Origin of the sequence: Streptomyces sp. NBC_01283 (genome assembly GCF_041435335.1) — a bacterium.
Classification (GTDB): domain Bacteria; phylum Actinomycetota; class Actinomycetes; order Streptomycetales; family Streptomycetaceae; genus Streptomyces.
The window spans coordinates 4,136,222-4,156,587 of record NZ_CP108430.1; the positions used below are offsets into that span (position 1 = coordinate 4,136,222).

General features: G+C 71.3%; 16 protein-coding genes. 11 read left to right on the forward strand and 5 right to left on the reverse strand.

Annotated features, from left to right (window positions below):
* Nucleotides 1-15 precede the first annotated feature (15 nt).
* The 6 genes from OG302_RS18790 to OG302_RS18815 all read left to right on the forward strand — a co-directional run bounded on the left by OG302_RS18790 (nt 16) and on the right by OG302_RS18815 (nt 6,441).
* On the forward strand, nt 16-627 hold the full coding sequence (locus OG302_RS18790; protein ID WP_371527837.1) for a hypothetical protein: 612 nt from the start codon (nt 16-18) through the stop codon (nt 625-627).
* Nucleotides 628-695: 68 nt separating this feature from the next.
* Nucleotides 696-1,586: a hypothetical protein gene (locus OG302_RS18795; protein ID WP_371527838.1), complete on the forward strand. Its 891-nt coding sequence runs from the start codon at nt 696-698 to the stop codon at nt 1,584-1,586.
* Nucleotides 1,587-1,772: 186 nt separating this feature from the next.
* Nucleotides 1,773-2,444 (forward strand): hypothetical protein, encoded by a 672-nt coding sequence (locus OG302_RS18800; RefSeq protein ID WP_371527839.1) that lies wholly within the window; start codon nt 1,773-1,775, stop codon nt 2,442-2,444.
* Entirely contained in the window at nt 2,441-2,776 is a 336-nt protein-coding gene (locus OG302_RS18805) for a hypothetical protein (protein ID WP_371527840.1), read from the forward strand. Before OG302_RS18800 ends, OG302_RS18805 begins: the two co-directional genes overlap by 4 nt.
* Nucleotides 2,777-2,882: 106 nt before the next feature.
* Nucleotides 2,883-5,087 (forward strand): hypothetical protein, encoded by a 2,205-nt coding sequence (locus tag OG302_RS18810; protein ID WP_371527841.1) that lies wholly within the window; start codon nt 2,883-2,885, stop codon nt 5,085-5,087.
* Entirely contained in the window at nt 5,077-6,441 is a 1,365-nt protein-coding gene (locus OG302_RS18815; protein WP_371527842.1) for a hypothetical protein, read from the forward strand. The genes OG302_RS18810 and OG302_RS18815 overlap by 11 nt, the downstream gene beginning before the upstream one ends.
* A 75-nt stretch (nt 6,442-6,516) precedes the next feature.
* Here OG302_RS18815 and OG302_RS18820 read toward each other — a convergent pair whose 3' ends face one another.
* Nucleotides 6,517-6,822, reverse strand: a complete 306-nt coding sequence (locus OG302_RS18820; protein ID WP_361836889.1) for a WXG100 family type VII secretion target — start codon at nt 6,820-6,822, stop codon at nt 6,517-6,519.
* 310 nt (nt 6,823-7,132) lie between these two features.
* Between OG302_RS18820 and OG302_RS18825 the strand changes: the two genes are divergently transcribed.
* Complete coding sequence (locus OG302_RS18825) at nt 7,133-11,890, forward strand: FtsK/SpoIIIE domain-containing protein (protein WP_371527843.1); 4,758 nt, start codon at nt 7,133-7,135, stop codon at nt 11,888-11,890.
* A 29-nt stretch (nt 11,891-11,919) separates the two neighbouring features.
* Here the strand turns inward: OG302_RS18825 and OG302_RS18830 are convergent, their stop codons facing one another.
* Together OG302_RS18830 and OG302_RS18835 are read right to left on the reverse strand one after the other, a co-directional pair.
* On the reverse strand, nt 11,920-13,644 hold the full coding sequence (locus tag OG302_RS18830) for a serine/threonine-protein kinase (protein WP_371527844.1): 1,725 nt from the start codon (nt 13,642-13,644) through the stop codon (nt 11,920-11,922).
* A 144-nt stretch (nt 13,645-13,788) separates the two neighbouring features.
* Nucleotides 13,789-14,607 carry a menaquinone biosynthesis protein gene (locus OG302_RS18835; protein WP_361837734.1) on the reverse strand — a complete coding sequence of 273 codons (819 nt, stop codon included), beginning with the start codon at nt 14,605-14,607 and terminating at the stop codon, nt 13,789-13,791.
* A gap of 402 nt (nt 14,608-15,009) precedes the next feature.
* Here OG302_RS18835 and OG302_RS18840 point away from each other — a divergent pair, with 402 nt between their 5' ends.
* A complete protein-coding gene (locus tag OG302_RS18840; RefSeq protein WP_006138897.1) occupies nt 15,010-15,213 on the forward strand; it encodes a cold-shock protein in 204 nt (67 codons plus the stop codon).
* Between the two features lie 240 nt (nt 15,214-15,453).
* Here OG302_RS18840 and OG302_RS18845 read toward each other — a convergent pair whose 3' ends face one another.
* A complete protein-coding gene (locus tag OG302_RS18845) occupies nt 15,454-16,098 on the reverse strand; it encodes a helix-turn-helix domain-containing protein (protein ID WP_371527845.1) in 645 nt (214 codons plus the stop codon).
* Nucleotides 16,099-16,193: 95 nt separating this feature from the next.
* Here OG302_RS18845 and OG302_RS18850 point away from each other — a divergent pair, with 95 nt between their 5' ends.
* Nucleotides 16,194-16,982, forward strand: coding sequence for an AzlC family ABC transporter permease (locus OG302_RS18850; protein WP_371527846.1), 789 nt, complete (start codon nt 16,194-16,196; stop codon nt 16,980-16,982).
* On the forward strand, nt 16,979-17,293 hold the full coding sequence (locus OG302_RS18855; protein ID WP_371527847.1) for an AzlD domain-containing protein: 315 nt from the start codon (nt 16,979-16,981) through the stop codon (nt 17,291-17,293). The genes OG302_RS18850 and OG302_RS18855 overlap by 4 nt, the downstream gene beginning before the upstream one ends.
* Here the strand turns inward: OG302_RS18855 and OG302_RS18860 are convergent.
* Nucleotides 17,259-19,082: a long-chain fatty acid--CoA ligase gene (locus tag OG302_RS18860; protein ID WP_371527848.1), complete on the reverse strand. Its 1,824-nt coding sequence runs from the start codon at nt 19,080-19,082 to the stop codon at nt 17,259-17,261. The genes OG302_RS18855 and OG302_RS18860 overlap by 35 nt on opposite strands.
* A gap of 173 nt (nt 19,083-19,255) precedes the next feature.
* Between OG302_RS18860 and OG302_RS18865 the strand changes: the two genes are divergently transcribed.
* On the forward strand, nt 19,256-20,296 hold the full coding sequence (locus tag OG302_RS18865; RefSeq protein WP_371527849.1) for an AraC family transcriptional regulator: 1,041 nt from the start codon (nt 19,256-19,258) through the stop codon (nt 20,294-20,296).
* Nucleotides 20,297-20,366: the final 70 nt, after the last annotated feature.

The following is a 20,366-nucleotide window of genomic DNA, read 5'->3' on the forward strand; positions in this document are numbered from 1 at the left end:
GCCGTGCTGCCTCCCATGAACATCCGTCTCCCCGACGGCATGCATGCCATCGAAGTGGCTCTGGACGCGGATGAACGCGCCCAAGCCGTGGATCAGCTGGTCAAGGACATCTATCCCAACGGGGAGCCACAGCTGTGGGAGATGATGGGCGCCCTCTACGGCGCCACCGCGGACGACATGCTGGCGGGAGGTGTCTCCTTCTTCGGCATCGGTCTGTACGAGATCGAGGACGGGGGCGGCGTAGCGCACTGCTCACTGACCATGGCGGCCTTCGAGTCCGGTGAAACGAATCCGGACGTGGTCGCCCAGGGCATCCTGGCCACGCTCGAACCCGATCCCATGCGTGACGTGACCTGGCTCGATCTGCCCTGCGGGCCCGCGGTATCGGCGATCACCTTCCGTCAGCTGCTGATCGACAGCCGGTACACGAAGAGCGGCCGGGACGAAGAGCTGGTGATGGGCCAGATCCAGGTGCACATCCCCTTCTCGACCGGCCCCTATACGGCGGTCATCACCCTGGACACAGCCTCCGTGGAACAGTGGGAGGAGTTCACGCACGGCATGGCGGGCATCGTCGGATCGGTGGAATTCCCCGAACTGTCGGACGCGGAATCGCAGCCCGTCTGAAGAATCGAGTGCCCGGCCGAGCCACCGCCCGGCAAGGCCGACTTCCTCAATGGAAAGACGACGTACTGATGGACTGGTACCCCAGCCCCGAAGAGGACGTACTCCTCCGCACGGCGGCCAAGTTCGCCACAGGTATGGCGCCGGCCGTCTCCGGCTCTCGCTGGTTCCGCGACCCCGAGCGCAAGGACATCCAGGAGGAGTTGCAGGGCTGGCCCCCGGGCCCCGCCTACGAACTGCGCTCCGCCGGGGACAAGGCGGCCCGCCGCACGGGCCGCGCACTGCTGGTCGGCATCCCCATGGTGGCGAACATCATCGCGAACTTCGGCGGAGCCGCGGGCACGCCCCTCGGTGAGGTCCCCGTCCGGGGCAGGCCCCAGGAGCCGGAGAACGAGGTGCAGGACTTTCCCGTCATGTGGGCCGCCCCCGGCACCCTCGCCCGCACCGTCCCCTGGCAGCTGGACCCCGCACGTCGCCCTGAGGGGTACGCCACCGACCTGGTCCTGACCGACCGGCGGCTGCTCTTCCTGGGCACCCGGTGGGGCACCCTCGAAAAGGCCGAGGAGCTTGCCGAGTTTCCCCGGGACTCCATCGCCGAGGCACGGCAGATGAAGTTCAGCGAGATCAACGCCGACGTCCGCCTCACCTTCACCGACGGCTCATGGGTGCGGCTCTTCACGGGAACGCCCGACAGCGCCGAGCGCCTCGACCAAGTACTCAGCGGCAAGGTCAAGCTCCTGGCCGAGAGCGCGCTCTCCGAAGGGCAGCGGGAACGAGTGGCGCGGTTCATGGCCGACCTTCCCAAGACCGCGCACCCCCCCACCTGCACGGTGCTGCGCAGCGGCATCGTCCTGGTGGAGTCCCGCGTCTCGGTCCGGGCGGGGTCGGGGATCTTCGAGACCCACTCGATCTTGATGGATGACGCGGGCAGCCCGGCGGAGCCGCTTCCCGGTGACCTCTGAGTAGCCGGCGGCCTCTGAGCGAACGGTGACCTCTGAAACGACTGCCTGAGTGGACCCCGGTCGCCGAGATCACACCAACCGGAGTTGGAGCTGGGCGGGTGGTCCGACGCGGCAGCGCACTGAGCGCCGGTGTACGAGGCAGCCGCGCCGCACGGAGCGGCCGTGACCTGAGAGGACTTGAGGGCTGTGGACTGGTATCCACCCCAGGGCGAGACGCTGCTCATGCGTGTCAACGTCGCCTTCGCCACTGGGTGCGCCCCGAAGGTCGCGGGACTGCGTTCCTTCCGGGGTGCCGAAAGGCAGGACATCGAGGGCGAACTGGCGGCCCAGGGCTGGCCGTCGGGCCCCGCCTTCGCCGTACGGGGGAAGGCCGACAGGGCGGGTGTACGCGCCGTGGACATCGCCTTGCTCGGCATCCCACGACTGCTCAACATGGTCGCGAACGCAGGCGGCCCGAGCGGCGCGCCCCTCGGTGATCCGCAGGGCGCGGGGAAGCCGCAGGAACCGGAGAACGAGGTCGAGGACTTCCCCGTCATCTGGGCCGCGCCGGACACCACGGCGCGAACACTGCCCTGGCAACTGGACCCCGCACGGCGCCCCAAGGGGTACCGAACCGAAATCGTGCTGACCGACCGCCGCCTCGTCGTACTCGGCGTGGAGCCCTCGGCCGGCCTGGCCCCGGCCCGGGAGCTGTGGGACCTGCCCAGGGAGAGGGTGGCTGGAGCCGAGCGGATGACCTTCTCCGAAGGCGGCGCCGATGTCAGGGTCAGGTTCAGGGACGGCTCCTGGACACGCTGGAAGACCGGCGACGCAGCGAAGCTCGTGGCCCGGCTCAACGCTGAGGACGAAGACCGATGAGCGAGTTCGTCCAGCACCTCGGTGAGCTGCCCGAAATCGTCTCCCTGGAGTCCTTGACCACCGCCCAGCGGATGGCGGTCATGCCCTTCGCCGCCGCACACTCGGCCGCCGGTACGCCTCTCGTGAGCCGGCGGCCCGGCGGTGATTTCCACGTCGCGATCCGGTCGTCGGACGGCGTCAGCCCGGATCACGGACTCTGCCAGGGCTTGCGCGACATGGTCATGGGGCCCGACGGCCAGGAGATCAAGGACCCGCGGATGGCCGGCTCCCTCGTCCCGCCCCGCAACAGCACCGCCACGCCCCCCATGGAAACGCCACCGTCGCGACAGTAAAGTGCGCCCAATGAGTGACGGGGCGGGACGGGCGGGCCAGGGAGCGGCTGCTGTGGGCGTGCACGTATCTCGGGTGAGCTACGTGGATGCGTCTCGTGCCAGCTACGTGGACGTATCTCGCGCGAGCTCTCGCGGGCCTCGCCTCCTCGCGCTGCTCGGCGCCCTCTGTTTCTCTCTTCTTCTCATCGGCGGCGGCTTCGGCTCGGCTTCAGCCAACGCCGCCGGGCGAGCGTCGGTGGCCACCCCGGCCTCCCGGGACGTACCACCACAGGACCGCACCAGCGCCCCCACCCAAGCCTCCTCCCTCGCCGAACTCCTCCGCGGCAACCCGGTCTACGTCACCGACCAGCTCCCCCGCGAAATCCCCCGGTCCTCCGCCCCCGAGTTCGCGAAGCTCGCCAAGCGGACCGGTGTGCCGACCTACGTCCTCGTACTGCCCGATCAGGGGGCCGACCCCGAGCGGCTGCTCGCGGCCGTGCATGACCGGCTGGGGCGTGACGGGTTGTACGTCCTCGTCGACGACATGGGCGTCGCGGGTGCCACCGCCTTCGGAGTGCGGGCACCCGCCGATGACGCGTCGACCGTGGCGCTCTATGAACTTCCTTACGACGCGGGCCCGTTGCTCAGCTTCGAGCGGTTCACCGACGTCATCGCCCTGGGCGGCAAGAAGGCCGCCGAGCGCGCGGACACGGCCCGCGAGGAACACGAACGCGCCGGCGACGACGTGCCGGAGATGCACATCGATCCCGTCGACCGTGACAACCAGTCGTTCGTCACCGGGATCACCCTCACCGGCGTACCACTGCTGATCGTCTGTGTCAGTCCGTACGCTCGTCGCTGGTGGCGGCGTCGTCGGGGTCACCCCGCAGCGTCGCCGGCATCGGCGGCAGTCGTCGACCGCGAGGTGCCCGTCGAGGCCGACAGGCAGGGGTCGGCTCCGCGCCGCCCCACCCCCCGTCGCCTCGAAGCCGCCGCCGCCGTCCTCGCCGCGGCGGCGATCGCCCTCGGCGCCACCCTCGTCTTCGACCAGAAGACGTCCAGCGCCGCCCCGGCACCCATCGCCTCAGACCTGTCGAGCCGCGTCGAACGTGTCGCCGACGGACTGCGCGAGAGCGGCCCCATCTACAGCGATCCCGAGAGCCCGCACCCGCTGGACAGCGCGCAGACCCGTGAACTCAGCGACCGGATCAAGAAGTTCGACCGTGGGCCCGTGTTCGTCGCCCTCGTCCCGCAACTCACCGAGGACGAGTCCGAGGGTGAGCCCGAACTCTTCCTGGAAGCCGTCCGGCAGAAGATCGGGGCCAAGGGCGAGCGCGGTGTCTACGTGGTCGCCGATCCGCTGGGCGGCACGATCGACGTCGTCACGTACGACGTACGCGTCGACGCGGACCTCGTCGGCTTCGACCTCTCCGACGCGATCCGCTACGGCGATGACGACGACCGCTCCACCGACCACCAGCTCGGCAAACGGCTCGACGCCCTCATGACGCTGCTCGACAAGGCGCCGCGCACCGACCAGCCGGAGACCTCCTCGCTCGGCATGGACGACGCGGCCGACCCCGTGGAGGAGAACGGGCTCTCGCCGCTCTTCTCCGGTGACTTCTGGCCGGGGCTCATGGTCGGCGCGGTGGTGGCCGGTCTGGCCTTCGGGCTCGTCGCCGCGCTGCTCGGCATCCTGGGTCGCGCCGTGCCAAGCCTGCGGCGGTCGCGTGCGGCGGCGGCGCCCCCGTCCGCCGACACCTCCTTCCAGGCTCCGCCGGACCCCTCCCGCGACTACCTGCGCCGCACGGCACGCGACGAACTCGACGCCCTTGGGCGGGAGTTCGACCCGGACGCCGCGATCCGGTCGTCCGTGCGCACCCGCGTGTGGGACTGCCTCGACACCGCGACCCTGCTCGTCGACCGCGACCCCGACGGTCACGTCGACGACGACGCCACGCCCGCCGACCTCGCGGCGGCCGTCGTCCTCGCGCGGGCGGGCCGGGCCGCGCTCGCCGGCATCGACAAGCCCGACAAGCCCTGCTGCGCTCTCAATCCGCTGCACGGGCCTGCCACGGGGTGGCGCGACGCCCTGTGGGCGCCGGAGGACCAGCGGCTTCGCACCATCCCGGTGTGCGCGGAGTGCCGCGTCCTCGTCGGGGTGCAGCCGCGCCTCGCGTACACGCTCCGGCTGACGATCCCCGGTACGGGAAGCGGTGCGGGGCGCGGCGAGCGTGTGCCGTACGAGGAGGTGTCGGGGCCGCTGTCCGCCGCCCGCGACGGGATCCCTCAACTCATCCGCAAGGTAAGGGAGTACGCCGGTGTCCAGTGACGCGAAGCGCGCCCTCACGACGGCGTGCGTCGCCCTCACGGCCCTCGCCGCCCTCGTGACCACGGCGCTCCCGGCCGCCGCGCAGGCACCCGGAGCGCCGACACCGACCCCGGGCGAGAAGGTCGCCGACGCGTTGCGCGAGTCACCGGTGTACGTCGATCCCGCGTACGCCGGTTCGGTGCCTCCCGCCCGCCAGAAGCAACTGGTACGGCAGATCGAGAAGACCGGGCTGCCCATCAAGGTCGCCCTGGTGCCGATCGTCCAGGGCGACGCGTACGACGGCGAGGCGGATGCCTTCGCGGAGGTCGTGCGCGACCGTGTCGACCGGCGCGAGCTCATCCTGGTCACCGGCGGGGACAGGTGGAGCGGGAACCTCAACGGCTACGAGTGGCCGGACGACAAGCAGCAGGCCCGCGACGCGGTGGGCACGGTCGGCTTCCTGGACGAGTTCAAGGACGCGGGGCTCGCGGCGCAGACGGAGAAGGCGATCGAGCTGATCGCGGAGGGCGACGGCACGAAGGCGTACGAGGACGCCACGGAGCATCTGCGGGACGGCGACGACGGTGACGACAACGGGAGCGGGAGCCTGCCCCACCGCCCGGCGGGCTCGGACGAGGAGAGCGGTCCCTCCTGGCTGCTGCCGGCCGGCATCGCGGTCGCTGTCGCGCTGGCCGCCGCCGGTCTCTTCGTGGGCGTACGTCGCCGGGGGCGCGGCCGGCCGAACCGGTACCCCAGCGCGACCGGCTCCCCCTTCGCCCACCCCCAGGCGGTGTTCGCGGCGGCGCGTACCGCCGACGAGACGGCACTGCGACGCCAGACGGAAGCGGAAGTGCTCGCGCTCGGCGAGGCGATCCAGGCGGCCGACACGTCAAGTCCCGGCATGCAGAGCGCACTTGATGCGTACGCGGCTGCGGGCACGGTACTCGACGCCGCGCGCGGACTGCCCGACCTGGCAGGAGTGCTCGCCCTCGTCACGTCGGGCCGCGACGCCCTGGAGGGCACGGTCTCGCCCCTCCCCCTCTGCTTCTTCAACCCCCTGCACGGCCGCGCCGAACTCCGCATCCGCTGGCGCCCACTGGGCCGCCGCGACCAGCTGCACGTGGCCGCCTGCGAGGCGTGCGTGGCGGCGGTACGGACCCGCCGCGCACCCGAGGTACTCACGGACGACCTCGACGGACGCACCGTCCCGTACTTCGAGGTACCGGCCGACCGGAGCGTGTGGGCGGCCACGGGCTACGGCTCGCTGCTGAGCGACACGAGCGGAACAAGCGAGGCGAGTGGCACGAGCGGCACGGCCGACACCGGGCTCGCGGGGCGCGTGGGGCGGGGGGACTTCTCGCGGGGGCGTGGGTAGGCGGCCGGAACAGAACGACCCGGCCCCCGTCGCGACGAAACCGTCGCGACGGGGGCCGGGTCACAGGCCGAGGGCTCAGCCCTTGCCCTTGACGCCCCTCGCGAGGTCGTCGTCCAGGTCCTCGTACGCCTTCGCGGCGCTGGTCAGGAACTTGCCCATGCCCGTGAGGCCCTCGATGGTGTCCTTGGCGCCCTTCTTGAACTCCTTGAAGGAGTCCTCGAAGGCCTGCGAGCCCTTGCGAGTCGTGTAGCCGTTCTTCACCAGGTTCTCGATGAAGCGCTCAAGAGCGTCGAGCTTCTCATCGATCTTGTCCTTGGCGTCGTTCAGCTTGCCCGCCGCGGTCCGCATCTCCTCATATGTGATATCGGCGTCTTTGGCCATGTGGCTTCACATCCAATCCAACTCGCCGCAGGGCCATCCCCCTTGGCTCCTCAGTGCGGGCCGCTCGAAGGCCGTGTGGCCGTTCGTGCGATCTTCCGCTCTTGGGTCAGCAGCTTACGGGTGGGGCAGAAGTGAGCACACCCCGGTTGAGTCACAGCTCTGCTATGAGCTCATGCACAGCCCGTTGCCTGCGGGAAGGGTGGAGCGGCTATCGTCACAGGCACTGTGGACAGCCTCACAGGCACTGTGGATTTGCCGCTGCGACCGCGTTCCGGAAGCGGTCGAAAAGGGGCTTATGGGGAGGACGATCGTGCGCCTGACTCTGACCGTCGTCGATCCGCTCGGCGGCGCCAACGCCGATGTCGTGCTCGACGCCGATCCTGAGTCCTCCGTGGGGGACATCGCCAAGGAGCTGGCCTCGCACGTGGGGTACAGCGGCGGCGACGCCCAGATCATCCCCATCGGCGGGCATCAGCTCCAGCCAGGCACCGGCCAGGGCGGTGCGCCGATCGTCTTCGTGGACGGGTATCCCATCGATGCCGCCGCGACCATCGGCACCTCCCCGCTGCGCGAGGGCGCCGTCGTCAGCCTGCACGATCCGGCCGGCTGCCTGCCCGGCGAACCCACCGGCCTGGTCGAGCTGCGCGTCGCGGGCGGGCCCGTGGCCGGCGCAGTGCACCGCCTCGGGATCGGCCGCTACGACATCGGCAGCGGACCCGCCTCGTACATCCGCATCGATGATCCGGAACTGCCCGCGCGCGCCCTGACGTTGTCAGTTGCAACCGATGGCACCTGCCAAGTCGCCGTACATGGGGACATAGACGGCGTGACCATCGAGGGCAAACCCTTCGGCGAAGTCGATTCGACCGAAAGCCGCGAAAGCGGCGACAATGGTGACAACGGCGCGAAGGGCAAGAAGAGCAGGAAGAGCAATAAGGGTAAGAAGGGCAAGAAGAGCGAGAAGCGGGGCGGCGGCAATCGCGGGGAACGGGGCAATAAGCGCGACAATCCCCGTGACAAAGGCGAATGGCCGCTCGGTGCTCAGATCGCCATCGGCAATACCCTTCTCGAACTCGACCGTTATGCCCCGCCCAATGCCGCACTGAAGTGGTCCGAGGACGGATCCGGTCTCGATTACAACCGGCCGCCCCGACTGCGCCCGCCCGAGCGGCAGACCAAATTCAAGCTGCCCAATCCGGTACGTGATTTCGAGGCCAGGCCGCTGCCCTGGCTGATGGCGCTCACACCGCTCGTCGGTGCGCTCGTATCGGTGATGATCTTCCAGCGCTGGTACTACCTGATCATGGCGGCGCTGAGCCCGCTGATCCTCTTCGGCAACTACTTCATGGACAAGAAGCACGGGCGCAAGTCCCATGCCAAACAGGTCAAGGAGTACAACGAGCACAAGGAGCGGATCGAGAGGGACGCCCAGGAAGCCCTCGTCGCCGAGCGGCTCGACAAGCGGCAGGCCATCCTCAGCCCGGCGGGGATCCTCTCCCTGAGCACCGGGCCCCGTACGCGGCTGTGGGAGCGGCGGCGCACCGACGAGGACCATCTGCTGCTTCGCGTCGGCACCGGGCGGCTCGACTCCGAGGTCGTCCTCGACGACCCCGAGCAGGACGACCACAAGCGCGAGGTCACCTGGAAGATCGAGGACGCCCCCGTCGCGCTCTCGCTGCGCAAGCTCGGCGTCATCGGCATGGCCGGGCCCGGCGACTCCGCGCAGGCGCTCGGCCGCTGGGCGGTCGCGCAGTCCGCGGTGCTGCACAGCCCGCTGGACGTCCAGTTCTATGTGCTGACGGAGAACTCCGCGCGCGAGACCTGGGACTGGACGCGCTGGCTGCCGCACGCGCGGCCCTCCGGTGCGCAGGACGCCAACGTGCTGATCGGGACGGACGCCGAGACCGTCGGCTCCCGCATCGGCGAGCTGACCCAGATCCTCGCCGCCCGCCAGAAGGCCGCCAAGGAGAACAACAACCGGCAGGGCGGTGCCTCCTTCGGCGACCCCGACATCGTGGTGGTCTGGGACGGCTCACGGCGCCTGCGGTCCATGCCCGGTGTGGTGAAGCTGCTGCGCGAAGGACCCGCCGTGTCCATGTTCGCGCTCTGCCTCGACGCCGAGGAACGGTTCCTGCCCGGCGAGTGCCAGGCCGTCGTGATCGCCGAGCCGCGGCCCGAGGAGATCAGCCTCCCGGCCCGGCCCGCGCCCGGCGGCGGCCAGGCCCCCGTCCCGCCCGCCCCCGGCGGCTTCCCCTCCTTCCAGGCCTGGCACTCCGCCGAGCCCGACGACAGCGAGCAGAACGCCGAGAAGCCCCTCGAACTGCGGCTCCGCGTCGAGCAGACCGGCGCCGCCCGCATCCGTTCCGTACGCCCCGACTTCGTCTCGCCCGCCTGGTGCGGGCGGCTCGCCCGCGCCCTCTCGCCGCTGCGGGACATCAGCGGCGAGACCGAGGACTCGGCGCTGCCCGGCTCCAGCCGGCTGCTCGACGTGCTCCAGCTGGAGCCGCCGACGGCCGACCAGATCACCGCGCGCTGGCAGGTGAGCGGCCAGTCGACGATGGCCGTCATCGGTGAGTCGTACGACGGTCCCTTCGGCATCGACATGCGGCGCGACGGACCGCACGGCCTGATCGCCGGTACGACCGGTTCCGGTAAGTCGGAGCTGCTGCAGACCATCGTGGCGGCCCTTGCCGTCGCCAATACGCCCGAGAACATGACCTTCGTCCTCGTGGACTACAAGGGCGGTTCGGCGTTCAAGGACTGCGTGAAGCTGCCGCACACCGTCGGCATGGTGACCGACCTCGACGCCCACCTCGTGGAGCGGGCCCTGGAGTCGCTGGGTGCCGAGCTGAAGCGGCGCGAGCACATCCTGGCCGCCGCCGACGCGAAGGACATCGAGGACTACCAGGACCTCGTACGCCGTGATCCCTCGCACCCGCCCGTGCCCCGGCTCCTCATCGTCATCGACGAGTTCGCCTCCATGGTGCGTGACCTGCCCGACTTCGTGACGGGCCTGGTGAACATCGCCCAGCGAGGCCGTTCGCTCGGCATTCACCTGCTGCTCGCCACCCAGCGCCCGAGCGGTGTCGTGTCACCCGAGATCCGCGCCAACACCAACCTCCGCATCGCCCTGCGCGTGACGGACGGCGCGGAGTCCAGCGACGTCATCGACTCCCCCGAGGCCGGCCACATCTCCAAGAGCACGCCAGGACGCGCCTACGTACGCCTCGGCCACGCCTCCCTGGTCCCCTTCCAGTCCGGCCGCGTCGGTGGCCGCAGGCCCGGCGCCACCGACCCGGCGCTGCTCGCGCCGTGGGCGGGTCCGCTCGGGTGGGAGGACCTGGGCCGTGCCGCGCTGGTGAAGCCCAAGGCAGAGGCGCGCGAGGAGGAGGAGATCACCGACCTCAAGGTCCTCGTGGACGCCGTGCGCGACGCGAACGCGACGATGGGCATCCCCGCCCAGCACAGCCCGTGGCTGCCCGCGCTCTCCGAGACGCTCCAGCTCGACGAGATCCCGCTGCCCCCGGCGAGCGACAAGCCGGGCGCCCTCGCCCCGGCTCCGTACGGCCTGGAGGACATCCCCTCCGACCAGGCGCGCCGCCCGGTCGTGGTCAACTTCGAGACCTTCGGGCACCTGCTCATCGGCGGCGCCCCGCGCAGTGGCCGCTCGCAGATCCTGCGGACGATCGCGGGCTCCATCGCCCGCACGCACTCCTCCGCCGACGTGCACCTCTACGGCATCGACTGCGGCAACGGCGCGCTCAACGCCCTGACCCGGCTTCCGCACTGCGGCGCCGTCGTCAGCCGTAACCAGACCGAGCGCGCGGTGCGTCTGGTCACCCGCCTCAAGGGCGAACTGACCCGCCGTCAAGATCTGCTTGCCGACAAGGGCTTCGCCGACATCGGCGAGCAGCGGGCCGCCGCGCCCGAGGAGGAGCGGCTCGCGCACATCGTCGTGCTCCTCGACCGCTGGGAGGGCTGGCTGCCCACCCTCGGCGAGTACGACCACGGCGAGCTGACCGACGAACTGCAGGCGATGATGCGCGAGGGCGCGAGCGTCGGCATCCACCTGGTCATCACCGGTGACCGCCAGGTCCTCATCGGCCGCATGGCCTCGCTCACCGAGGACAAGTACGGCCTGCGGCTCGCCGACCGCTCGGACTTCTCGATGCTCGGCATGAACGCCCGCAAGGTGCCGGAGGAGATCCCCCCGGGCCGCGGCTTCAAGAACGAGCACGGCACGGAGACGCAGTTCGCGCTGCTCGCCGAGGACTCCACGGGCCAGGGCCAGGCCGCGGCGATCTCCGAGATCGGCGAGGCCGCCGCCGCCCGGGACGCGGACGTGCCGCGCTCGCGCAAGCCGTTCCGCGTGGACAGCCTGCCCAGCCGCATCAACTTCGCCGACGCGTGGGAGATGCGCGACCCGGACGCCTCGCGCTCCAAGCTCTGGGCGCTCGCCGGCATCGGCGGCGACGACATCATGGGCTTCGGCCCCGACCTCGCGCAGGGCGTCCCGACGTTCGTCGTCGCGGGCCCCGCCAAGTCCGGCCGCAGCACGACGCTGATGAACCTGGCCCGGTCCTATCTCACCCAGGGCGTACGGCTCGTCATCGCCGCCCCGCGGCCGTCTCCGCTGCGTGAGCTCGAGGGCCAGGAAGGTGTCCTGAAGGTCTTCAAGGACGACGACATCGAGAGCGACGACTTCAAGGAGGTCGTCGAGGACGCGTCGCCCGAGGACCCGATCGTGTGGATCGTCGACGACGGCGAGGTCCTGGAGGACTGCGACGCCGAGCGCGAGTTCAAGCGCCTCGTGCAGCGGGGCTCCGAGCGGGGCCTCGGGCTCATCATCGGCGGCGACGAGGAGGAGGTGTGCGGTGGCTTCTCCGGCTGGCAGGTCGAGGCGAAGAAGGGCCGCCGCGGCATCCTGCTCTCCCCGCAGGACTCCTCCAGCGGCGAACTGATCGGCATTCGTACGACCCGGAGCATGGTCGGCGGGCCGATCGCACCGGGCAAGGGACTGCTGTACACGGGCAGCGGGGAGCCGGTCACGGTCACGACGCCGATGTGACGGGACTCCGATGTGACGGGCGCCGGAGGTCAGTCCGCGCGGGAGAGGCGGGCCTCCGGATTGCCCGACTCGGCGTTCTCGGAGAGGTAGAGGAGATCGTCGCCCTTCGGGCGCAGCCGCACCGTGTGCGTGTTCTTCGTGCACTGTGCGGCGCTGTCCGCCTTGCCCTTGCCCCGGGCCACGATCTCCTTGCCCGACACCGACTTCAGGACGAGGTCGACCGCGCAGACTCCGCCCAGCTGGTCGGTCTGCGTCATCACCGCGAAGCGTTCGCCGACCTTGCCCCGCCCGACCTCCAGCCTGAACGTGCCCATCGGGACGGCGCCGTTCGCCGCGACCGCCTGGCCCTCCCAGCTGCCGCGGTAGGAGGCGGGGACCTCGTCGCCCGCCTGGTCCGCCCCGTCCCCGGGCTGCTGTCCGCTCGACGTCGCGGCCGGGGGCTGCGCGCCCGCGTCGCTCGACTTGTCGTCGTTCCCCGGCAGCAGGCCGAACACGAAGACGGACCCGACCGTCACGGCGGCGAGCGCGCCCGCGACTCCCAGGACGAGCGTGCAGCTGACCTTGCGTCCCCGCCCATCGGGGCCACTGGGCGTGGAGGTCGCGGCGGCCGAGAAGGTCACCCGGCCGGGCGGCCCCGACGGGCCTGACGTCTGTGTGGGGACGTACGCGGCCGAGGGCGAGGAGACAGCCGGCACCGGCGCGTACGAGGGGTCCGGCGGGCCGAAGCCGCCGCTGCCCTGCGGCACTTCACGCCCCGGGGCCCCTCCCGCGGATGAGCCCACCACCGACACGGACCCGCCCACCACCGAGCTGCCGAACGGCACCGGCCCCGAAGGCTGTTCCGCGGCCCCCGCCCCGTCCGTCTCCAGGTCCAGGATCCGCACCGCGCTCCGGCTGACCCGCTCGACCAGCGGACCCGGCAGCCACCCGGCCGCCACCAGACTGTTCGCGCCCGCGGGGGCGAGCCTCCGGGCGATCTCCTCCGGCGAGGGGCGCGCGCCCGGCTCCTTGGCCAGGCAGGCTCCGGCGAGCTCCCGCAGCTCCCCGTCCAGCGCACCGAGTTCCGGCTCTTCGTGTACGACCTTGTAGAGCAGCGAGGCGGACGAGTCACCCGGGAACGGCGCCGTCCCCGTCGCCGCGAACACCAGGACCGCACCCAGCGAGAAGACGTCCGCGGGACCGGCGACCCCCCTGCCGAGGATCTGCTCCGGCGACATGTAGCCGGGCGAGCCGACCGAGACCCCGGTCGACGTGAGCGAAGCCGTGCCGTCCGTCGCCCGTGCGATGCCGAAGTCGATGAGGCGCGGTCCGTCCATCGTGAGCATCACGTTCGACGGCTTGACGTCGCGGTGGACGAGCCCGAGCCCGTGCACATGGGCGAGCGCCTCGGCCAGCCCCGCCACGAGCACGCGTACGGAATGGGCGGGGAGAGGGGAGAGGTCGCGCACCGCGTCCGCGAGCGAAGGGCCCGCCGCGTACCCCGTGGCCACCCACGGCACCGACGCCTCCGGGTCCGCGTCGAGGACCGGCGCGGTCCAGTCACCGCCCACCCGCCGCGCCGCGTCCACCTCGCGCCGGAAGCGGGCGCGGAACTCCTCGTCGAGCGCGAAGTGCGGATGGACGACCTTCACCGCGACCGTACGACCGCCCGAGCTGCGCCCCAGGTAGACCCGGCCCATGCCGCCCGAGCCCAGCCGGCCGAGCAGCCGGTAGGGCCCGATGGCGGTCGGTTCGCCGGGATCGAGCGGGTGCATGACGAAGACCTCCCCCGGACGCGCCGCACGGCCGCGGCCCCCGGGCCGCGCGCATTGTCTGCAGCTCAGGGTAGTGCGCGGGCAGGCCCGGCGGAGCGGGCATTCCCCCTGCCCGCTCCGGACGTGTGGCGCGGCGTTCGCGTACTAGGGCTGCGACCCCAGCAGCTCCACCCGTACGTCCGCGGGGAAACCGGTCGTCTCGCCCACTCGGCGCGCGAACTCCGCGACGCCCTCCAACTGCGCGCTCCCGAAACGGAAGTCCAGCGTCGTGAAGTACTGCTCGAGAATCTCCGCGTCGAAGGCCTCCCAGCGCGCGGCCTGCTCGGAGACCTTGCCGACCTCCTCAAGGGAGAGGTCACGCGAGGACAGGAACGCCTTGTGCACCTCGCGCACCACGGCCGGCTCGCGCGCCGCGTAGTCCTTGCGCGCCGCCCAGACGGCGAAGACGAACGGCAGGCCCGTCCAGTCCTTCCACATCTGGCCCAGGTCGTATACGTCGAGGCCGAGGCGCGGGCCGTCGATGAGGTTGGCCCGCAGCGCCGCGTCCCCGATGAGGACGGCGGCGTCCGCCTCCCGCATCATCAGACCGAGGTCGGGCGGACACGTGTAGTAGTCGGGGCGTACGCCGTGGCGCTCGGCGAGCAGCAGCTGCGCCAGGCGTACGGAGGTGCGCGAGGTGGAGCCGAGCGCGACCCGGGCGCCGTCGAGCTGGTCGAGGGGTACCTGCGAGACGATCACGCAGGACATCACCGGGCCGTCGCAGCCGACCGCGAGGTCGGGGAAAGCCACGAGGTCGTCGGCGTTCTTGAGGAACTCGACGAGGGTGACGGGCGCGATATCGAGATCGCCCCGCACCAACTGCTCACTGAGCTTCTCCGGGGTGTCCTTCGTGAGCTCGAAGTCGAGCAGCGTTCCGGTACGCGCGAGACCCCAGTACAGGGGCATGCAGTTCAGGAACTGAATGTGACCGACGCGCGGCCGGGGGGTGCGGCGATGGCCGGGGAGCTGATCTGAGCCCTCCCCGGTGAGGGTGTCAACGGGAGAATTGTCCACATCGGGGAGGCTAGCCCCCGTGCGGTACGGTGCAGAAAGCGGGGCCCCGATCCCGCTCTTGTCAAGAGCTTTCGACCTGGTCCGTCAACCCCTCTGGGGGGTCCGTCAAACATCCGGGTGACGTGATCTTGCCCCCTATTGCATTCGGCTGCCTGCGTGCTAAGCTCGCCGCAAGTTGCAGTTTGGTTTCCCTTGCAGTACAGAGCCTGCGGAGCATGTGACCCGCGGGCTCTCGTCGTTTTCAGACTTATGCAGTTGTTTCAACAATCGCAGGTTCTGGAGCAGGGCAACCCTTTGGCCCAAGGAGGGCTTATGGCTACCGGAACCGTGAAGTGGTTCAACGCCGAAAAGGGCTTTGGATTCATCGCCCAGGAAGGCGGAGGCCCCGACGTCTTCGTCCACTACTCCGCGATCAACGCAAACGGCTTCCGCTCCCTTGAGGAGAACCAGGCCGTGAGCTTCGACGTCACGCAGGGCCCGAAGGGTCCGCAGGCGGAGAACGTCACCCCCATGTAGTGGGGCGTCCCACGCAAGTGGGACGTGTGACAGTTCCGGTGACTTGATCCGGACATGGATAGCAGTACCCAAGGAGCCCTGCCTCCCCGTTCACGCGGAGAGGCGGGGCTCCTGCCTTTTTCCGGCCCCTGGGCCTTGGGGCCTCCCTTCACCGCGGGTCAGTGGGGGCTGAGCGCGCAGTTCCCCGCACACGCCGACCGGCATCACGACGGAGGCGCTGACCGGCGCATCCCCCGCCGCCTACACGTGCTGCATCACCAGCACGAAGGTCGTGCCCGCCTCCAGCGCCTCGTACAGATGCGGGACATCGCCCCGGTACGACATGTAGTCACCGGCCGCCAGCTCCACCGTCTCGTCGCTCGGGCCCGCGACGAGCCGTCCCGTGGAGACGACGAGGTGCTCCACCGACCCCGGAATGTGCGGTTCGGACTCCCGCACCGAGCCGGGCTCCAGCGCGCCGTGATAGATGTCGCGCCGGACACCGGCAGGACCCGCGGAGAGCAACGTCCCCGCGTACGAGGCCTGTTCGGCGTGCATGGTCGGCCCCTCCCCCGCCCGGATCACCGTCACGGCGGGGGCCGGTGACTCCACGAGGACGCTGAAGGGCACGCCGAGGGCCACGGCGAGGGCCCACACCGTCTCGATCCCGGGGTTGCCGGTCGCCGCCTCCAGCTGGGACAGCGTCGACTTCGCGATCCCGGCCCGCTTGGCCAGCTCGGAGAGCGAGATCCCCGCCTTGGCGCGCTCGCGGCGCAGGGCGGCGGCGATCCATTCCCGCGGAAGGCGGGAGGGTGCGGCCGGGGCGGACGTCGAAGCCGTATCCGGTTCGGGCCGCGGTCCGCCGCGCCCCGCGGGCCCGCGCCCGTCCGCCATGTCCCGCGTCATGTCCGTGTTCCTCGCCATCCCTCGGCAGCCGTTCGGTGCAGCGGCCCATTCGTTCGCCTTGACGAACGGCGACCACTCTGCCCATCCTACGACGTATGCGTTCGCCACACCGAACAGATAGCCCACCCCACCGAACGAACGAGGGGTTCGTCCGCCCTTCCCACCTCCCTCGCGGCGTCCTGCGCGACATCGCCCTCGTCTGGCTCGCCGACGCCGTCGTCGGTGTCTCCTTCGGCGCGATCGCCGTCGCGGGCGGGCTGCCCGTCTGGGTGCCGGTCCTGATGTCGCTGCTCGTGTACGCGGGCTCCGCCCAGTTCAGCGCGGTCGGGATCCTCGCGGCGGGCGGCGGCCCCGCTGCCGCCGCGGCCACCGGCCTGCTGCTCAACTCCCGTACGGCGGCGTTCAGCCTGGCCGTCGCCGACAGCCTGGGCCGGTCCTGGGCCGCGCGGTTCCTCGGCGCGCACCTGATCACCGACGAGACGGCCGCCTTCGTGCTCGCCCAGCCCGACCAGAAGCGGCGCAGGGCCGCGTTCTGGATATCCGGGCTCGGCCTGTTCGCCGTATGGAACGTCAGCGTTCTCGGGGGCGCGCTCGCCGGGTCCGTCATCGGTGACACCGATCGCTTCGGCCTCGACGCCGCGTTCCCCGCGGTGCTCCTCGCGCTCGTGCTGCCCGCCCTGCGCGCCGACAGCATGACGCGGCGGGCCGCGGCCACCGGTGCCGTCATCGCGGTCGCCGCGGCTCCGTGGCTGCCCGCCGGGGTGCCGGTGCTGCTCGCGCTCCTCGGGCTCCTCGCGGCGCGGCGCGGACCGGGCCGCCCCGCCTCCGGGCCCGCCCTGCCCGAAGACCCCGACCGTCCCGTCACCCAGGGGAACGCCTCGTGAACACCTACCTCGCCTGCGTCCTCGTCCTCGCCGTGGGGACGTACGCCTTCCGGCTCGCGGGCCCGCTGCTGCACGGGAGGATCGAACTCCCGGCCCGCATGCAGGAGTTGCTGACCGTCGGGGCGACCGTCCTGCTCGTCGCGCTGCTCGCCACCGGCGCGCTCACCGAAGGGCACGGCTTCGCCGGATGGGCCCGGCCCCTCGGCGTGCTGGCCGGTGGGGTGCTCGCCTGGCGGAAGGCGCCCTTCGCCGTGGTCGTGGTCGGCGCGGCGGCGACTACGGCGCTGTTGCGGCTGGCGGGGGTGCAGTAGGGGACGACTCGGGCGTCGGCCCGCCTTTCTCGTACAGCCCCTCCACCAGCCCCGCATACCGCTCGGTGACCGCCCGCCTGCGTACCTTCAGGCTCGGTGTGAGCAGGCCGTCCTCCACCGTGAAGTCCTCGTCCAGCAGGGCGAAATCGCGGATGCGGGCCGGGCGCGAGACCGTCGCGTTCGCCGCCTCCACCACCTCGCCCACGAGCGCGCGGACGCGGGGGTCCCGCGAGGGCGGTTCGGCGAGCGCCACGCCCTCGCGCCCTGCCCAGCCGCTGATCTCCTCCGCGTCCAGAGTGATCAGGGCCACCGGGTAGGGACGCTTGTCGCCGACCATCACCGCGCGCGACACGAAGCGCGAGCGCTGGAGGGCCAGTTCGATGATGGACGGGGTGAGGTTCTTGCCGCCGGAGGTGATGATCAGGTCCTTCTTGCGGCCGGTGATGCTGAGGTAGCCGTCGGCGTCGAGGGCTCCCAGGTCGCCGGTGTGCAGCCAGCCCTCGTCGTCCAGGGCGTCGCGGGTGGCGGCCGGATCCGCGTGGTAGCCGGGGAAGACCATCTCGCCCCGGGCAAGGACCTCTCCGTCGTCGGCGATACGGACCTCGCAGCCCTCGACGGGGCGGCCGACCGTGCCGTACCGGACGGCGCCGGGGTGGTTGAGGCTGATGACACCGGCCGACTCGGTCATCCCGTACCCCTCGTAGACCGCGATCCCGCAGGCCCGCAGGAAGTCGACGACGTGCGGCGCGATGGGCGCGCCGCCGGTAAGCGCCCACCGGACCCGCCCTCCGAGCGCCTGTCGGACCAGACCGTAAAGGGCCTTGTCGGCGGCCTCGTACGCGTCCCGGAGGTCGGGCGGCAAGGCGCCGTCCGCCGCGAGGACCCCGATGCGTACCGCCTCCTCGAACCGCTCCCGGCCGCCCTCCTGGGACTCCGCCAGGGAGAGGACCACGGAGTACACCTTCTCGAACAGGCGCGGCACGGACGGCAGATGCGTGGGCCGCGCCTCGGCCAGTTCGGCGACGACGTTCTCGATCCTCCCGCCGAAGAAGCAGAGCTCGCCGCCCTCGATGAGGGTCGTGAACTCGATGAGCTGGGCGAGGAGGTGGGCGAGCGGGAGGTAGAGGTACGTGGAGTCGCCCGGGCCGCCCTGGATCAGCGGGAGGGTGGCGGACTGGACGGCGCCCAGGTTGCCGTGGGTGAGGAGACAGCCCTTGGGCAGGCCGGTGGTGCCGGAGGTGTAGATGATGGTGGCCAGGTCGGCGGGGGTGCGGGTCCGGGCGCGGTCCAGCAGGGTGTCCAGGGGGTCGTTCAGCCGGGCTTCCGGTGGGGCCTCCAGCGGGGCGTCCTCCTCGCGGTCCGTCATGAGCAGCACGTGCCGGACACCGGGCAGCCGTTGCCGCAGGCGCTCGATCTTCGCCGCCTGTGCGGCGTCCTCGCAGATCACCACCGAGGTGCCGGAGTCCCCGGTGACCCACTCGACCTCCTCGTCGCCCGCCGTCGGGTAGACGGGGACGACCACCGCGCCCGCCGCGAAGACGGCGAAGTGGGCGTAGGTCCACTCGGGGCGGGTCTCGGCGAGGATCGCCACGCGGTCGTCCGGGCGGACGCCGAGCGCGAGCAGTTCCTGACCCAAGCCCCGCACACGCTCCCGGAGTTGCTCGTACGAGACCTCCTCCCACGTCCCGCCCGCCGCGGACCTGAAGCGCAGGGCCGGCAGCTTGCCGTGGCGGTCGGCCGCCCACTCGGTGAGGACGGCCAGGGTCTCGGGGCGCTCCGTCGGCTGCATGCGTACGACGCTAGGGACAGTGCGGGCCGTCCAGGGATGACGGGAAGCGTCAGCGGGGTTGGCCGCGGAGCTCAGGGGGGTGGTCGGCCCGCGACGTCATGACCCGCCTCAGGTGGCCGGCCGGATCGGGCGGTGCCGTTTCGGCAAGGGGCGGGCCGGGGCAAGGAAACCCCATGTCGAGCCGGACCATCACCGTCCACCACGTCCGTGCCATGCTGCACGGCGCCGAGCGCCGCGGAATCGACACCGTCCCGCTGCTCCGCACCGCCCAGATCCCCCCGCTCCTGCTCGGCGACGACCGGTCCCGCATCACCGAGGTCCAGTTCGCCCGCCTCTTCCGGGAGCTGTACCGCGCCACCGGCGACGAGTTCCTCGGCCTCGGCGCGGCCGTCAGCAGGCCCGGCACCTTCGCGATGATGTGCCACGCGTCCCTCGGCTGCCGTGATCTCGGCGCCGCCATGGAGCGGGGCGTCACCTTCTACGGGCTGTTCCCCGGCGGCCCCGACCTCACCCTTGAGCACCGCGGGACGGGCAGCGCCGTCTTCGCCGTACGCAACGACCTCGAACGCGACTACTTCCTCGCCGAGTGCCTCGTCATCATCTGGCACCGCCTGTGCAGCTGGCTGATCGGGCGCCGCATCCCGTTGCACTGGGCCGAGTTCGGGCATCCGCCACCCCCGCACAAGGATGAGTACGGACTTCTCTTCGGCTGTCCGGTCCGCTTCGGTGCGCCGCGTACCGGCGCCGGGTTCGACGAGCGCTGGCTGGCCGCGCCGCTGATCCGGGACGAGGAGGCCCTTGAGGGGATGCTGAGCCGTGCGCCGTTCGACCTCCTCTCGCGGCGCGAGTACGGGACGACGGTCGCCGAACAGGTGCGGCGCGCCCTCGCCCGCGCGCTGCGCACCTCTCCCCGCCTGCCCTCCCTGGGCGAGATCGCCGCCCGCCTCGCCGTGAGTCCCGCGACGCTGCGCCGCCGGCTGGCCCAGGAGTCCACGTCGTACCAGCAGTTGAAGGACGCCGTCCGGCGTGACGCGGCGATCGCCGGACTCGCGGAGGGTGCCGAGCCCATCGCCGAGCTCGCCGCGCGGCTCGGCTTCTCGGAGGACACGGCCTTCCACCGTGCGTTCCGGCGCTGGACGGGCACGACGCCGGGGGCCTATCGGGTGGCGCACCCCTACGACGAGTCGTGGGAGCTGGGGTCCGAGCTGGCGTAGGGCCCACTCACGTATGCCCCAGACCCGGGGGGGATTCTCCGGAGTCAACAAAGGTGAGCGCTCCCGTCAG

Bases quoted from the DNA above. Each gene is read 5' to 3' on its own strand.
- OG302_RS18790 (WP_371527837.1), top strand. From the start codon at position 16: ATGAACATCCGTCTCCCCGACGGCATGCATGCCATCGAAGTGGCTCTG.
- OG302_RS18795 (WP_371527838.1), top strand. From the start codon at position 696: ATGGACTGGTACCCCAGCCCCGAAGAGGACGTACTCCTCCGCACGGCG.
- OG302_RS18805 (WP_371527840.1), top strand. From the start codon at position 2,441: ATGAGCGAGTTCGTCCAGCACCTCGGTGAGCTGCCCGAAATCGTCTCC.
- OG302_RS18820 (WP_361836889.1), bottom strand. From the start codon at position 6,822: ATGGCCAAAGACGCCGATATCACATATGAGGAGATGCGGACCGCGGCG.
- OG302_RS18830 (WP_371527844.1), bottom strand. From the start codon at position 13,644: ATGCACCCGCTCGATCCCGGCGAACCGACCGCCATCGGGCCCTACCGG.
- OG302_RS18840 (WP_006138897.1), top strand. From the start codon at position 15,010: ATGGCTACCGGAACCGTGAAGTGGTTCAACGCCGAAAAGGGCTTTGGA.
- OG302_RS18845 (WP_371527845.1), bottom strand. From the start codon at position 16,098: ATGACGCGGGACATGGCGGACGGGCGCGGGCCCGCGGGGCGCGGCGGA.
- OG302_RS18850 (WP_371527846.1), top strand. From the start codon at position 16,194: ATGCGTTCGCCACACCGAACAGATAGCCCACCCCACCGAACGAACGAG.
- OG302_RS18860 (WP_371527848.1), bottom strand. From the start codon at position 19,082: ATGCAGCCGACGGAGCGCCCCGAGACCCTGGCCGTCCTCACCGAGTGG.
- OG302_RS18865 (WP_371527849.1), top strand. From the start codon at position 19,256: ATGTCGAGCCGGACCATCACCGTCCACCACGTCCGTGCCATGCTGCAC.